This window comes from Pseudomonas sp. RC10 (assembly GCF_038397775.1).
GTDB classification, from domain to species: Bacteria; Pseudomonadota; Gammaproteobacteria; order Pseudomonadales; family Pseudomonadaceae; genus Aquipseudomonas; species Aquipseudomonas bambusae.
The window spans coordinates 3,165,361-3,180,797 of sequence record NZ_CP151650.1 but is presented as its reverse complement, the minus strand read 5'-3'; the positions used below and the strand labels follow the sequence as shown (position 1 = coordinate 3,180,797).

At 60.9% G+C, this 15,437-nt stretch carries 14 protein-coding genes; 10 read left to right on the top strand and 4 right to left on the bottom strand.

The window, feature by feature from the left end; genetic code table 11:
- Window positions 1–62: 62 nt before the first annotated feature.
- Together AAEO81_RS14700 and AAEO81_RS14695 are read left to right on the top strand one after the other, a co-directional pair.
- Window positions 63–1,721, top strand: a complete 1,659-nt coding sequence (locus AAEO81_RS14700; protein WP_341964307.1) for a nitrite/sulfite reductase — start codon at window positions 63–65, stop codon at window positions 1,719–1,721.
- A complete protein-coding gene (locus AAEO81_RS14695) occupies window positions 1,705–2,199 on the top strand; it encodes a DUF934 domain-containing protein (RefSeq protein WP_341964306.1) in 495 nt (164 codons plus the stop codon). The genes AAEO81_RS14700 and AAEO81_RS14695 overlap by 17 nt, the downstream gene beginning before the upstream one ends.
- 200 nt (window positions 2,200–2,399) lie before the next feature.
- On the opposite strand, the gene sohB is transcribed toward AAEO81_RS14695, so the two are convergent.
- Entirely contained in the window at window positions 2,400–3,422 is a 1,023-nt protein-coding gene (gene sohB, locus AAEO81_RS14690) for a protease SohB (protein WP_341964305.1), read from the bottom strand.
- Window positions 3,423–3,626: 204 nt separating this feature from the next.
- On the opposite strand from sohB, the gene AAEO81_RS14685 reads away from it, so the two are divergent.
- From AAEO81_RS14685 to AAEO81_RS14660, 6 genes are all read left to right on the top strand, one after another.
- Window positions 3,627–4,337: a histidine phosphatase family protein gene (locus AAEO81_RS14685; RefSeq protein WP_341964304.1), complete on the top strand. Its 711-nt coding sequence runs from the start codon at window positions 3,627–3,629 to the stop codon at window positions 4,335–4,337.
- 57 nt (window positions 4,338–4,394) lie between these two features.
- Window positions 4,395–4,709: an SCP2 sterol-binding domain-containing protein gene (locus AAEO81_RS14680; RefSeq protein ID WP_166595529.1), complete on the top strand. Its 315-nt coding sequence runs from the start codon at window positions 4,395–4,397 to the stop codon at window positions 4,707–4,709.
- Window positions 4,710–4,928: 219 nt separating this feature from the next.
- Window positions 4,929–5,996: a phosphotransferase family protein gene (locus AAEO81_RS14675; protein WP_341964303.1), complete on the top strand. Its 1,068-nt coding sequence runs from the start codon at window positions 4,929–4,931 to the stop codon at window positions 5,994–5,996.
- A 38-nt stretch (window positions 5,997–6,034) separates the two neighbouring features.
- Complete coding sequence (locus AAEO81_RS14670; protein ID WP_166595527.1) at window positions 6,035–6,802, top strand: SDR family oxidoreductase; 768 nt, start codon at window positions 6,035–6,037, stop codon at window positions 6,800–6,802.
- Window positions 6,803–7,051: 249 nt separating this feature from the next.
- The gene (locus AAEO81_RS14665; protein WP_341964302.1) at window positions 7,052–8,191 is read left to right on the top strand and encodes a Gfo/Idh/MocA family oxidoreductase; all 1,140 of its coding nucleotides are present in this window, start codon (window positions 7,052–7,054) and stop codon (window positions 8,189–8,191) included.
- Between the two features lie 267 nt (window positions 8,192–8,458).
- Window positions 8,459–9,232 (top strand): TSUP family transporter, encoded by a 774-nt coding sequence (locus AAEO81_RS14660; protein ID WP_341964301.1) that lies wholly within the window; start codon window positions 8,459–8,461, stop codon window positions 9,230–9,232.
- On the opposite strand, the gene nudC is transcribed toward AAEO81_RS14660, so the two are convergent.
- The gene (gene nudC, locus AAEO81_RS14655) at window positions 9,188–10,042 is read right to left on the bottom strand and encodes an NAD(+) diphosphatase (protein ID WP_341964300.1); all 855 of its coding nucleotides are present in this window, start codon (window positions 10,040–10,042) and stop codon (window positions 9,188–9,190) included. The genes AAEO81_RS14660 and nudC overlap by 45 nt on opposite strands.
- A gap of 102 nt (window positions 10,043–10,144) precedes the next feature.
- Window positions 10,145–10,957, bottom strand: coding sequence for a crotonase/enoyl-CoA hydratase family protein (locus AAEO81_RS14650; RefSeq protein WP_341964537.1), 813 nt, complete (start codon window positions 10,955–10,957; stop codon window positions 10,145–10,147).
- A 298-nt stretch (window positions 10,958–11,255) separates the two neighbouring features.
- Between AAEO81_RS14650 and AAEO81_RS14645 the strand changes: the two genes are divergently transcribed.
- Together AAEO81_RS14645 and AAEO81_RS14640 are read left to right on the top strand one after the other, a co-directional pair.
- The gene (locus AAEO81_RS14645; protein ID WP_341964299.1) at window positions 11,256–12,740 is read left to right on the top strand and encodes an ATPase domain-containing protein; all 1,485 of its coding nucleotides are present in this window, start codon (window positions 11,256–11,258) and stop codon (window positions 12,738–12,740) included.
- On the top strand, window positions 12,737–14,767 hold the full coding sequence (locus tag AAEO81_RS14640; RefSeq protein WP_341964298.1) for a response regulator: 2,031 nt from the start codon (window positions 12,737–12,739) through the stop codon (window positions 14,765–14,767). Before AAEO81_RS14645 ends, AAEO81_RS14640 begins: the two co-directional genes overlap by 4 nt.
- Window positions 14,768–14,967: 200 nt before the next feature.
- Here the strand turns inward: AAEO81_RS14640 and AAEO81_RS14635 are convergent, their stop codons facing one another.
- A complete protein-coding gene (locus tag AAEO81_RS14635; protein ID WP_166595521.1) occupies window positions 14,968–15,345 on the bottom strand; it encodes a response regulator in 378 nt (125 codons plus the stop codon).
- Window positions 15,346–15,437: the final 92 nt, after the last annotated feature.

Here is a 15,437-nt window from a genome sequence, read left to right as displayed (position 1 = left end):
CGGCATCGCATCGCCTCTCAGATCGTCCGGACAGCAGTGAACCGCCTGAGAACAGGACCACCATGTACGTATACGACGAGTACGATCAGCGGATCGTCGAGGACCGCGTCAAGCAGTTCCGCGACCAGACCCGCCGCTATCTGGCCGGCGAACTCAGCGAAGAAGAGTTCCGCCCGCTCCGCCTGCAAAACGGCCTCTACATCCAGCGCTTCGCCCCGATGCTGCGCGTGGCGGTGCCTTACGGACAACTGACCTCGCGTCAGACACGGATGCTGGCGAAAATCGCCCGCGACTACGACAAAGGCTACGCGCACATCAGCACCCGCCAGAACGTGCAGTTCAACTGGCCCGCGCTGGAAGACATTCCCGACATCCTCGCCGAACTGGCGACCGTGCAGATGCACGCGATCCAGACCAGCGGCAACTGCCTGCGCAACGTCACCACGGACCAATTTGCCGGCGTCGCTGCCGATGAACTGGTTGACCCGCGCCCATGGTGCGAGATCGTGCGTCAGTGGACGACCTTTCACCCGGAATTCGCCTACCTGCCGCGCAAGTTCAAGATTGCGATCAACGGTTCGACGTCCGACCGCGCCGCCATCGAAGTGCACGACATCGGCCTGGAGCCGATCAAGAACGCCGCGGGCGAGCTGGGCTTCCGCGTGCTGGTCGGTGGTGGCCTCGGTCGTACACCGGTGGTGGGTGCGTTCATCAACGAATTCCTGCCGTGGCAAGACCTGTTGAGCTACCTTGACGCCATCCTGCGCGTGTACAACCGCTATGGCCGTCGTGACAACAAGTACAAGGCTCGCATCAAGATTCTGGTCAAGGCCCTGACGCCTGAAGTCTTCGCTGAAAAAGTCGAGGCCGAAATGGCGCACCTGCGCGGCGGCCAGACCACCCTGACCGAAGCCGAAGTGCATCGCATCGCCAAGCACTTCGTCGACCCTGAATATAAAGCGCTGTCTGATTTCAGCGCCGAGCTGGCTCAACTCGACAAGGAACACCCGGGTTTCGCCCGCTGGCGCACCCGAAACGTCCTGGCCCATAAAAAGCCGGGCTACGCGGCCGTGACCCTGTCGCTTAAATCCACCGGCGTGGCGCCGGGCGACGTCACCGACAAACAGCTGGACGGCATCGCCGACCTGGCCGACCGCTACAGCTTCGGCCAATTGCGCACCTCTCACGAGCAGAACGTGATTCTGGCCGACGTCGAGCAGAGCCAACTGTTCGCGATGTGGGGCGAGCTGCGTGAGCAAGGCTTTGCGACCCCGAACATCGGCCTGCTGACCGACATCATCTGCTGCCCTGGCGGTGATTTCTGCTCACTGGCCAACGCCAAGTCGATCCCGATCGCCGAATCCATCCAGCGCCGTTTCGACGACCTGGATTACCTGTTCGACATCGGCGAACTGGACCTGAACATCTCCGGCTGCATGAACGCTTGCGGCCACCACCACGTCGGCCATATCGGCATTCTGGGCGTGGACAAGAAAGGCGAAGAGTTCTATCAGGTTTCCCTGGGCGGCAGCGCCAGCCGGGATGCAAGCCTGGGCAAGATTCTTGGCCCGTCGTTCGCACAGGACGCCATGCCGGACGTGATCGAGAAGCTGATCAACGTCTACGTCGAAAAACGCAACGAAGACGAGCGTTTCATCGACACGTACCAGCGTATCGGCATCGACCCTTTCAAGGAGCGCGTCTATGCAGCGAATCATTAAGAACAACGCAGTCATCGACGAGACCTGGCACCTGCTGCCGAAGGACACCACCCTCGACGGCCTGTCCAACTGCGACGACCTGATCGTGCCGCTGGCGCTGTGGCGTGACCACGGCCATGCGCTCAAGGCTCGCGATGGTGGCCTTGGCGTGTGGCTCGATGCCGACGAAGAAGCCGAAGAAATCGGTGAGGACGCCAGCCAGTTCCAGGTCATTGCCCTGAACTTTCCGGCATTCACCGACGGCCGCAGCTACTCCAATGCGCGCCTGCTGCGCGACCGCTACGGCTTCAAGGGCGAACTGCGGGCGATTGGCGACGTGTTGCGCGATCAACTGTTCTACCTGCGCCGTTGCGGCTTCGACGCCTTCGCCATTCGCGCGGACAAAGACCCGTATGAGGCGCTGGAAAGCCTGAAAGACTTCTCCGTGACCTACCAGGCTGCCACTGACGAGCCACTGCCGCTGTTCCGTCGTCGTTGATTCGACGCTGAAAAGCGAGCAACAAAAAGCCCCGGCTCCGTGAGAAGCCGGGGCTTTTTCGTATGGCTATTTTGAAGTGAGTCACACACCTGTAGGAGCCAGCAAGCCGGCTCCTACACGTGAGGCGCTGTGTCAGTGATGACCCGCCAGGGGCGACGCGAGCGTCGAGGGCTGCATTCCCACGCGGAGCGTGGGAACGATCACCAGAACCGCTGCTGCATCAACCGGCTCCACCAGCCTGTCACCAGACGATCCACCGAGCCGCTGGCCGCCAGGCCCACGCGCTCCTGCAAACTCTTGCGCTCGGCATAGTGCAAATGGAAAACCTCGGCGGTCTTGGCCTTGTCGGCCAGGTACTCGTCGCTGGTCTTCAGCTCATCAACCAACTGTTTGTCCTTGGCGGCCATGCCCAGCCAGACTTCACCGGTGGCCACTTCATCGATCTGCAATTGCGGGCGGTAGCTGGCGACGAAGTTCTTGAATAACTCGTGAGTGATGTCCAGGTCTTGCTGGAATTTCTCGCGGCCCTTCTCGGTGTTTTCGCCAAACACGGTCAGCGTGCGTTTGTATTCACCGGCAGTCAGCACTTCGAAGTCGATGTCGTGCTTCTTCAGCAGGCGATTCACGTTCGGCAGCTGCGCCACCACGCCAATCGAGCCCAGCACGGCGAACGGCGCGCTGATGATGCGGTTGCCGATACAGGCCATCATGTAGCCGCCGCTGGCCGCCACCTTGTCGATGCAGATCGTCAGCGGAATGCCCGCCTGACGAATCCGCGCCAGTTGCGACGACGCCAGGCCGTAGCTGTGCACCATGCCGCCGCCACTTTCCAGACGCAGCACCACTTCGTCCTTGTCAGTGGCGAGGGTCAACAGCGCAGTGATCTCGTGGCGCATGCTCTCGGTGGCCGAGGCCTTGATGTCACCGTCGAAATCCAGCACATAGACGCGCGGCTTGACCACCGGCTGTTTCTTATCCTTCTTCTGCTCCTTGGCCTGGGCCTTGCGCAGCGCCTTCAGGCGGGCCTTGTCCAGCAGCGAGCCTTCGAGGCGGTCGCGCAGGCCCTTGTAGAAATCATTGAGCTTGGTCACGTGCAACTGACCCCCGGCGCCACGACGACCGCGACCGCGCATTGACGCGATGACAACCAGCACCACGACAATCGCGACCACCACCGTGACGGTCTTTGCCAGAAAGCTGGCGTAATCGAACATGAACTCCACAGAAACTCCTCACCTGTACGTCTGATCCGGGACAGGATCGCGAATGAGCCCAGCATACCGGCGTGCCTTGCGCCGGGCCAGTCGCGCAACCGTCAAAGATCATGACAATCGACCAATTCAAACAAGCGTATGTTTTTTCATTGACAGACCCTGCACCGTCCTCATAACCTCCCAACACTTTCAACGTACCGGGACGACGCGGACGTGGGCAGCATCTATCTGATACGACATGGCCAGGCTTCTTTTGGTGCGGACGATTACGACGTTCTGTCGCCGACCGGTTATCGCCAGGCCGAAGTCCTCGGCGCGCACCTGGCGCAGTTGGGTCTGACGTTTGATCGCTGCCTATCGGGCAATCTGTTTCGTCAACGCCACACTGCCGAAACGGCGCTGGCGCAAATGGACGCCGCAGGCCTTACCACGCCTCCGCTTGAAACCGATCCCGCCTTCAACGAATTCGACGCCGAAGCGGTGATCCGCGCCCTGCTCCCCGCGATGTTGAGCGATGAGCCGCACGCGCTGGAGATCATGCGCAATGCGGCGCACAACCGCGCCGAATTCCAGCGCCTGTTTGCGCTGATCGTCGGTCGCTGGCTCGGCGGCGAGCACGACACTCCGGCGTTGCAAAGCTGGCTGGCGTTCGTCGAACAGGTGAAGGCAGGCCTCGACCGGATTCTCGAGAGCGCCAGTCACAACGACCGCATCGCCGTGTTCACCTCCGGCGGCACCATCACCGCCCTGCTCCACCTGATCACCCGGATGCCTGCAACGCAGGCATTCGAACTCAACTGGCAAATCGTCAACACCTCGCTCAACCACCTGAAATTCCGGGGTCGCGAGGTGTCCCTGGCTTCCTTCAACAGTCTTGCGCACCTGCAACTGATGAAGGCGCCGGAGCTCATCACCTACCGCTGAGCCCGGCCAATCGCACCCGCAAGGTGCCAGCAATCACTCATATAAAAGGATGACCCCATGACCTCCGTAGCCGACGCCGTACAAGCCATGAAAGCCAAGTTCAACCCGGAAGCCGCTGCGGGCCTGGACCTGGTGTTCGGTTTCCGTATCGACGAAACCAAGAACTTCTCGCTGATCGTCAAGGACAAGACCTGCGAGCTGCAGGAAGGCGAAAACCCTGACGCCCAAGTGACCCTGGTCATGGACGGCGAAACCCTGGAAGGCATCGTCAGCGGCGAGACCGACGGCATGCAGGCCTTCATGGGCGGCAAACTGCGCGCCGAAGGCGACATGATGCTGGCGATGAAATTGAGCGAGCTGTTCCCGTCATAAAACTCAGGTTTCACTACGAGCTGCGATGTGAATCCTGAAAACCGAAGCTTCCGGGCTTCGGTTTTTTTTGCTCCATGGTTTCCGGATACCCGGATCAAAGCGGCTGATTGACCCGTAACACGCTCGCCAATAAGGCCCGGCACGGCTTGTCCGGCAGGCGGTGCGCGCATTAGATTAGTCAATGATCATGACCCTCCAAAATAAACAACAGGGATAAGCATGGCGCTCACCGACCAGTCCACCCAGGTTCGATCCGGCGAAGAACTCGATGCCGCGCTGATCGATCCGTACCTCAAAGCCCATATTCCGGGCCTGAGCGGCACCGCGCAGATCAGCCAGTTTCCCGGTGGCGCGTCCAACCTGACCTACCTGCTGAAATACCCCGAGCAGGAATTCGTCTTGCGCCGCCCACCGTTCGGCCACAAGGCGAAAAGCGCCCACGACATGGGCCGCGAATTCCGCATCCTCAACCAGCTCAAAGACGCCTTTCCCTACTGCCCCAAGGCTTACGTGCACTGCACCGACGACTCGGTGATTGGCGCTGAGTTCTACGTCATGGAGCGGGTCAAGGGCATCATTTTGCGCGCCGAACTGCCTGCCGAACTGAACTTCGATACCGCGCGGACCGAAGCGCTGTGCAAAAGCTTCATCGACAAACTGGTGGACTTGCATCAGGTGGATTACACGGCGTGCGGCCTTGGCGATCTGGGCAAACCGCAGGGCTATGTCGAGCGACAGATTCGTGGCTGGGCCGAGCGCTATGAAAAGGCCCGCACCCCGGACGCACCCAGCTGGGAAAAGGTCGCCCGTTGGCTCGACGACAAGAAACCCGCCGATCACCCAACGTCGAGCCTGGTGCACAACGATTACCGCTTCGACAACGTGATCCTCGACCCCGACAACCCGATGCAGATCATCGGCGTGCTCGACTGGGAGCTGACCACCCTCGGCGACCCGCTGATGGACCTGGGCAACAGCCTGGCCTACTGGATTCAGGCCGATGACCCCGCCCCAGTCCAATTGATGCGCCGCCAGCCGAGCCACGCACCCGGCATGCTGACCCGCGAGCAAATCGTCGCGTATTACGCCCAACGCTCCGGGATTCGCATCGATAACTTCGACTTTTACTACACCTACGGGCTGTTCCGACTGGCAGGCATCGTCCAGCAGATTTACTACCGGTTTTTCCACGGCCAGACTCAGGACAAGCGTTTTGCCCAGTTCATTCACATGAACAAACTGCTGGAACACATGGCCTTGCAAGTGATTGACCGCTCTAGCCTCTGACGGCGCTTAACCCTTTGCGACAGGATAAGGAAGACAACATGTCCAAGACTCAACTGTTCGACCTCGACGGCAAGATCGCCTTCGTGTCCGGCGCCAGCCGTGGCATCGGCGAGGCCATCGCCAAACTGCTGGCCCAGCAAGGCGCCCACGTCATCGTCTCCAGCCGCAAGCTTGACGGCTGCCAGCACGTGGCTGACGCAATCATCGCCGACGGCGGCAAGGCCACCGCGATTGCCTGCCACATTGGCGAGATGGAACAGATCAGCGGGGTCTTTGCGCGCATTCGTGAAGAGTTCGGACGCCTCGACATTCTGGTCAACAACGCGGCCACCAACCCGCAATTCTGCAACGTACTGGACACCGACCTCGGCGCCTTCCAGAAAACCGTGGACGTGAACATTCGCGGCTACTTCTTCATGTCGGTGGAAGCGGGCAAGCTGATGCGCGAACACGGCGGCGGCAGCATCATCAATGTGGCCTCGATCAACGGGGTCTCACCGGGGGTGTTCCAGGGCATCTATTCGGTGACCAAGGCAGCCGTGATCAACATGACCAAGGTCTTCGCCAAGGAATGCGCGCAGTTCGGGATTCGCTGCAACGCGTTGCTGCCGGGCCTGACCGACACCAAGTTCGCCTCGGCGCTGGTGAGCAACGACGCCATTTTGAAAACCGCATTGGCGCAGATCCCACTCAAGCGCGTGGCCGCCCCGAGCGAGATGGCCGGGACCGTGTTGTACCTGGCCAGCGATGCGTCGAGCTATACCACGGGTGTGGCGTTGAATGTCGATGGCGGGTTCCTGTCCTGACCACCGCCTTCGGCCCTGTCCGTGATCCCTCTGTGGGAGCGAATTCATTCGCGAATGGTCGTCCAGACGATGCATCTGCGTCGGATGAACCGCCTTCGCGAATGAATTCGCTCCCACAGTTGAGCTTGCGTCAGGCCAGTCACTCCTCACTGAGGCGAATCTGAGGTGTATTTGATGGAATAAAGATTCCATCAAACCCCATCCGCGAATACATTTTCCGCACAACAACATTCCTTCAAGGACGCTGTCATGCGCGAAACGTCGCTTCCGGATCTGGGCGTAGGCTTGATCGGTACAGGTTTCATGGGGCGGGCACACGCTCTGGCCTTTCACAATGCCCGCACCACCTTCGACCTCCCCGTCAACCTCAAACTCGCCGCACTGGCCGACGCCGATGCCACCCGCGCCGAGCAGTGCGCGCGCTCCTGGGGGTTTGACCGCAGCCATGCCGATTGGCAGCAGCTGATCAGCGACCCCGCCGTCGATCTCGTGGCGATCACCACGCCCAACCACCTGCATTTCCCCATGGCCATGGGCGCGCTTGAAGCCGGTAAAGCGGTGTATTGCGAGAAGCCGCTGGCGGTGAGTCTGGAGCAGGCCCGCGAGATGCACAGCGCGGCGCAGAAGGCCGGGGTCGTGACCCGCGTCGGCTACAACTACCAGCACAACCCGATCATCGGCTTGGCCCGCGAAATGATTCAGAGCGGTGAATTGGGGCAGATCGTCAGCTTTCAGGGCGAATTCAGCGAAGACTTCATGGGCAACCCGCAGCAGCCATGGTCGTGGCGCTGTGAGCAGGCCCACGCCGGCGGTGCACTGGCGGACCTCGGCAGCCATTTGCTGGCCATGGCGCGGTACCTGTTGGGCGATGTCGAAGCCGTGAGCGCAGATTCGCAGACCGTCCACGCACAACGCCCCGCGACCCAAGGCAGTCAGGAACAGCGCCCCATCGCCATTGATGACCAGACGTACGCTCTGCTGCGTTTCGCCAATGGCGCACGGGGCACGTTTGGCACGAGCTGGCTCAAGCATGGCTACAAGAACCATCTGAGTTTCGAGATCAGCGGCACGTTGGGCACGTTGGCCTTCGATCAGGAGCGTCTCAACGAGCTTCGCCTGTACCGCTCCGGCGCGCCGGGTCGAGATGGTTTCCAGCGAATCCTCGCGGGCCCGACGCAACCCAGCTACGCAGCGTTTTGCCCGGCACCGGGGCATCAACTGGGCTACAACGAACTTAAGACACTGGAAGTCCACGCACTGATTCAGGCGCTGACTGGCCAGAGCAGTGAAGGCCCGGATTTTGCCGAGGCACTGGAGGTGGAGCGGCTGGCAACGGCGATTCGCGTGGCAGCCACGGAGATGCGTTGGGTGAAGGTTTCGGATATTTGAAACGCCCGATGTAACGAACCAAACGCATACCCGACCTGTGTGAGCGAATTCATTCTGTTCGGCATACCGACGAGAGGCCAGTACATCCGATAAATCTGTTTTGGATGTACAGCCGTCTCGCGAATGAATTCGCTCCCACAGGTTCTGCATTTCAGAGCCGATATTCGGGCGGACACAAAGGAATCGGCCTGCAACTCGCTTGGCTTACCGGTAGAATGCCGCGCTTCCGGGCAGCCATTCTGCCCGTCTGCCCAGTAAGCCCTGCCCATGCCGTTCGAACTTTCCGTAGATCCCACCACCCTCGTGGTGCTAGCCCTGGTCGCTTTTGTGGCAGGGTTCATCGATGCCATTGCCGGGGGCGGCGGCCTGCTGACCACCCCTGCTCTGCTCACCGCTGGCCTGCCGCCGCATCTGGTGCTGGGCACCAACAAGCTCAGCTCGACCTTCGGCTCGGCCACTGCCGGGTTCACGTTTTATCGTCGTAAGCTGTTCCACCCCAGACAGTGGACCCGCGCGCTGATCGGCACGGCCATTGGTGCGCTGGTGGGTGCGGTGATCGCTCACTACCTGCCCGCCGAGCTGTTGAATCAGATGCTGCCGGTGATCGTCTTCGGCTGCGGCCTGTACCTGTTATTCGGCGGTACGCCCAAGGCCCCTCTGGACAGCAACGCGCTGATCAAAACCAAGTGGCAGCTTCCCCAAGGCCTGGGGCTGGGTTTCTACGACGGCGTGGCGGGTCCCGGCACCGGCGCGTTCTGGACGGTGAGCACGCTGTTGATGTACCCGGTGGACCTGGTGAAAGCCAGCGGCGTGGCGCGCAGCATGAACTTCGTCAGCAACGCGGCGGCGCTGAGCATCTTCGCCATCAACGGCTCAGTGGACTGGGCCATCGGGCTGGTGATGGGATCGGCGCTGATGGTAGGAGCGTTTCTGGGGGCAAGAACGGCTATCCAGGGCGGCGCCAAATTCATCCGCCCTGTCTTTATCACCGTTGTGTTAGGACTGACCATCCGCTTGGCCTGGCAACACTGGTTCCACTAGGCCCAAACGCTTGGCCAGATAGAGATCAATCAGATACCGCGCAATGGAACGACTGGCCGGCAACGGCGGCATGTCGTGGATGCTGAACCATTGCGCGTCTTCGATCTCATCCACCTGGGGCACGATCTCGCCGCTGTCGTATTCGGCGTGGAAGCCCAGCATCATCGAGTGCGGGAACGGCCAGCATTGGCTGCCCTTGTACTCGATGTTCTTGACCTTGATCTGCACCTCTTCCATGACTTCGCGACGCACGCAATCTTCGGCCGACTCACCGGGCTCCGCAAACCCCGCCAAAGTGCTGTAGACCCCCGTCACGAAGCGCGGCGAACGGGCGAGCAGAACTTCGTCGCCCCGGGTGATCAGCACGATCATGCTCGGCGAAATGCGTGGGTAGGCGCGCAAATCGCACTGAGTGCAGTGCATCGCACGCTCGCCGGGAATCTGCACGTTCGGGCTGCCACAGTTTCCGCAAAAGCGATGCTCTTTGGCCCAGGTGCTGATTTGCGCCGCATAGCCCAGCACCTGAAACAGGTCAGCATCGTCCCCCAGCATGAATTGGCGCAGCGTCTGCCAACGCGTGCCTTCCCACTCAACCGGGTGTTTAAGCACGTAAACGTAGACCGGCTCGCCATCGAAATGGCCGATACCGTGCTCGCTGATCAACGGCAGTTCCTGGCCCTTGAGCCATTCTCGGGGAAACATCGCACCGTTGTCGTCGAGCAGAAAACCCTGATCACTGTGGATCACGGCCCACCCGCCGGCTGCCTGAGTATCGAGCACAGCGGTGGTCCAACGCCTGGGGCGCGTCATGAAAGCACTCCTCTGGCCAGCGACCTGCGCCACCCGCAGCCCGATTCAGCGTAGAGAATCAGGGCCCAGAGGCGGCAGGTGCCTGCCTGTTGAAAATCACGGTCAATTGTCGAAAACCGGCTTCTGCTTGCCCATGTGGGCGACCATCGCCAGCTTCAAGTCTGCCGATTGCAACATGGCAGCGTTCCAAGTGGCAACGTATTCAAGCCCGTCATCGACACTGTGATCGCGCATATAACCGATCATGCGCTTGCTGCCGCTGACGGCAATCGGGGATTTGGCAGCGATTTCGCGGGCGATGGTGAACACACCGTCCAGCAATTGCGCCTGATCGACGTACGTGCGATTGACCAGACCGATGCGCAGCGCTTCGTCGGCTTTGACATTGCGTCCGGTGTAGGCCATTTCCCGCATCATGCCGTCGCCGATCAGACGCGGCAGGCGTTGCAGGGTGCCGACGTCAGCGGCCATGCCCATGTCGATCTCGCGAATGGAGAACAGCGCGTCGTCCGCCGCATAGCGCATGTCACAGGCGCTGATCAGGTCGATGGCGCCACCGATGCAGTAACCCTGAACGGCCGCCAGCACCGGCTTGCTGCAACGGTCCACCACACTGAAGGATTCCTGCATCTGCAGAATCTTGCGCCGCAGCAAGCGCGCGTTGCGACCCACATCCTTGCCCAACTCGTTGGCCACCGAGGCGAGCATCATCAAATCGATGCCCGACGAGAAATGCTTGCCCGCGCCACTGAGGACCACCACGCGCACGTCATCGGTGTCTTCGACCCACTGGAAAATGTCGATGATTTCGCTCCAGAATGCCGCATTCATGGCGTTGATCTTTTCCGGGCGATTGATTTGCACGTGGGCGATATGGTCGGTCAACTCGACCTTGAAAGCGCTGTAGTCGGACACGGCGATGATCCTTGAATGGCCTGCGATGGGTGAAAGCTCCAGACGCCGGACTATATCAAGACGATCAGGACGCAACAGGCTTCGGTTGCGCCATTTGCCGGACTCGAAAGCGGGCGGCGCAGGCACTCCCGCATTGCGCAACATCATCCTGCCATCCAGAAAAAGTGAACCGCCAAGTACAGCCATGGTCCAGAGACATGGCAGCCAAGCACCGCAATCACGCAGTGTTTACCGTTGCCCAGGGGCATCGATCACTGATCGACCCCCACTCTTTTTTTAGGTCGCAAGAGGGCGATTCTTGACTACATCAAAAGCGGCAACCGGCATCGTGGGCCTGGACGACATCCTCTCGGGTGGTCTTTCGCGCAGCCATGTCTTTCTTCTCGAAGGAGAACCCGGAACCGGCAAGACCACCGTGGCGCTGCAATTTCTGTTGGCAGGCGCAATGGCGGGTGAACGCTGTCTTTACATCACGCTGTCCGAGACCGAGCGTGAGTTGCGCGAAGGCGCCCGCTCCCATGCCTGGGAACTTGATGAACACATTGAGGTGTTCGAGCTCACACCTCCGGAAGACCTGCTCAACGCCGAGCATCAGCAGAGCCTGCTGTACTCGTCAGACCTTGAGCTGGGCGAAGCCACCAAGCAGATTTTCGAAGTGGTCGAGCGCGTACGGCCGTCGCGGGTGGTCATCGACAGCCTGTCTGAAATTCGTCTGCTGGCGCAAAGCTCGTTGCGTTACCGTCGGCAGATTCTGGCGATCAAGCACTACTTCGCCCGCTACGACGCGACGGTGATCCTGCTCGACGACCTGACCACCGAATCCCTGGACAAGACCGTGCACAGCGTGGCCCACGGTGTCATCCGCCTGGAAGAGCTGACCCCGTCCTATGGCGCCGAGCGTCGCCGCCTGCGGGTGGTCAAGTATCGCGGGCAGAAGTACCGTGGCGGCTATCACGACTTCAACATCATGGCCGACGGCATCCACGTCTTCCCGCGCCTGGTCGCGGCTGAACACCGCAACAGTTACCTGAGTTCGCAACTCGGCAGCGGCATTTCCGAACTGGACGCCTTGCTGGGCGGCGGCATCGACAGCGGTTCCAGCACGCTGATTCTTGGCCCGGCCGGGACCGGCAAATCGCTGATCGCGCTGGTGTTCGCAGCGGCCGCCGTGGCCCGTGGTGAAAAAGTCGGGCTGTTCATTTTCGATGAAGAAATGGGCCTGCTGTTCGAACGCATGAGGAAGATGGGCATCGATCTGAAGGCATTGCAAGCGACCGGAAACCTGCTGATCGAGCAGGTGGACGCTGCCGAACTCTCGCCAGGTGAGTTCTCCCACCGGGTGCGCCGCAGCGTGGACGAGAAAGGCATCCGCACGGTGGTGATTGACAGCCTCAACGGCTATCAGGCCGCGATGCCGGAAGAAAATGCGCTGGTGCTGCACATGCACGAGTTGCTGCTCTACCTCAATCGTCAAGGCGCCTCGACGTTCATGACGGTGGCCCAACACGGTCTGGTGGGCGACATGCGTGCGCCGGTAGACATTACCTACCTCGCCGACACCGTGATTCTGTTGCGTTATTTCGAAGCGCTTGGCAAAGTCCGTCGCGCCATTTCGATCATCAAGAAACGCACCGGCACCCATGAGTCGACCATTCGCGAATACCGCATCAGTGGCTCTGGCATGACCATCGGCGCACCGCTGGAAGCCTTTCAAGGCGTGCTGCGCGGCGTGCCCCATTACTATGGCGAGAGCAATCCGCTGTTACGGGACGAGGACGTGTGAGTACACCGGGACAGCTGTCGGAACGCGCCATCATCCTGGCCCCTCGGGGCCGGGACAGTCAGATCGCCTTGAGAATCCTGCAAGAAGCAGGGTTCCCGGCGCTCATCACCCATGATCTGGCCGGTCTGTGCAAGGAAATGATTTCCGGCGCGGGCCTGGCCATCGTCGCCGATGAGGCGCTGCGCGGGGTCGATCTGAACCCGTTGCTGAGCCTGTTGAGCAATCAGGCGCCGTGGTCGGACCTGCCCATCGTGCTGCTCACCCACCACGGCGGGCCGGAACAAAACCCCTCTTCGCGCCTCGGCAAGCTGCTCGGCAACGTCACGTTTCTGGAGCGCCCGTTTCATCCGGCGACGCTGGTCAGTCTGGTCACCACTGCCGTGCGCGGACGCCGTCGCCAGTACGACGCCCGCAGCCGCATGGAAGACCTGCTCGAAAGCGAGCAACGCTTGCAACACGCGCTCAAGGCCGGACGCCTGGGCTCGTGGCAACTGGAAGCCGAGTTTCTCGAACTGGATTGTTCGGACATCAGCAAAAGTCACTTTGGGCGCGACGAACACGCGCCCTTCTCGTATCACGAGTGGCTGGAGTCGGTGTACGCCGCCGACCAGCCGCGCATGCAGTCGGCATTGCAGCGCAGCCTGGACACCGGCGACGACTTCATTATCGAATACCGTAACGTCTGGCCGGACGGCTCGCTTCACTGGGTCGATGTGCGGGCCCGCGCCCTTCGCGCACGCAACGGCCGGGTCAGCCTGCTGGCAGGCGTGACGTCGGACATTACCGAGCGCAAGCTCGCCGAGACCCAGCTGCGCCAGCTCAATGAAACCCTCGAACAGCAAGTCGAAGAACGCACCTCCCAGCTGCGCCACAACGAGGAGGTCTTGCGCCAATCGCAGAAGATGGAGGCCGTTGGCCAACTCACCGGCGGCATTGCCCACGACTTCAACAACATGCTCACCGGCATCATCGGCAGCCTTGAACTGCTGCGGCGTCGTATCGCCAAGGGCCGGATCGACGACCTCGACGGACTGATCGACCTGGGGGTGACCTCAGCCAACCGCGCCGCCGCCCTGACCCATCGTCTTCTGGCATTCTCCCGTCGCCAGTCACTGGATTCGAAGCCGGTGGAGATGAACGAGCTCGTCCACTCCATGGGCGAGTTGCTGCACCGCAGCGTCAACGAAAGCGTGCGTCTGGACATGTGCCTTGACCCGGCCCTCTGGACCGCCGAAGCCGACCCCAATCAGCTCGAAAGCGCGCTGCTCAATCTGGTGCTCAACGCCCGGGATGCCATGCCCAACGGCGGCATGCTGATGATCGAGACCTTCAACCGCAAGCTCGACCGCACCTTCACCAACGCCTACGAAAACCTGCTGCCCGGTGATTACGTGGTCCTCAGCGTGACCGACACCGGCTGCGGCATGCCCGAAAACGTGATCAGTCGGGCGTTCGACCCGTTCTTCACCACCAAGCCGATCGGTCAGGGCACCGGGTTGGGCCTGTCGATGATCTACGGATTTACCAAGCAGTCTCGCGGTCATGTGTCCATCGAAAGCCAGGTTGGCCACGGCACCACCGTGCAACTGTTTCTGCCGCGCTTTCATGGCGACAAAGACGCGGAAGACCTGAACGACGATCAGAGGGCCGTAGAAGCCCGCGAAGGCGAGACCATTCTCATCGTGGAAGACGACCCCGCCGTGCGCGCATTGGTCAGCCAAGTGCTGAGTGAATTAGGTTACGGGTATCTGGAAGCCGCGGATGCGGTGGGCGCCGTGCCGATTCTCGAATCCGGCCAGCGCATCGACCTGATGATCAGTGACGTCGGCCTGCCTGGTATGAATGGCCGTCAATTGGCGGACATCGGACGGCAGTTACGGCCTGAGCTCAGGGTGCTGTTCATCACCGGTTATGCGGAAAACGCCGGCACGCGGGCCGGGTTTCTGGAAGACGGAATGCAGATGATCACCAAGCCGTTTGCGTTCGATCAGTTGACCGCGAAGGTGCGGGAGATGATTGAGGGGTGATCGAAGCGCCACGCTCTTGGTTCTGGCCGGAGGCCGTAGGAGTCCAGCTTGCTGACGATCTGGCGCGAAGCGGCAGCAAAACCTGCGCACGCGGTACGCCTGAAACAACCGAGGTGTCCGACCCTACTGCCGCTTCGCAGCAGATCGTCAGCGAGCTGGACTCCCACGCCCTCCGGGCAGAAGCAGCTCGGCGCCGCCGCTTAATTCAACAAACTCTGAATCTTCGAGTGCAGCGTTTCCATGGTGAACGGCTTCGCCAGGATCGGCACCTTGCCGACGATGGGGCTGCCGGTCTCGATGATTTCCGCTGGATAGCCGCTGATGAAAATGACCTTCAGTTCCGGTCGCAGCTTGACCGCAGGCTCGGCGATCATCACCCCGGACACACCGCCTGGCAGGCGATAGTCGGTGATCATCAAGTCCAGGTGCGGCTTGGTGGCGAGGATTTCGAAGGCCTGTTCGCCGTTTTCCGCCTGCAACACCCGATAACCCTCCCCTGACAGATAGTCGGACAGCAGCATCAGGATCAGCGGCTCGTCTTCAACGATCAGTACGACATTTTCAGCATCAGAGCTCATTGGAACGCCTTCAATCTTATAAATAGCTGCCATTACGACCATGGCCCGCTCTGGAGGTTGCGCAGAAAAATCAGATATTTACCCGGACGGTC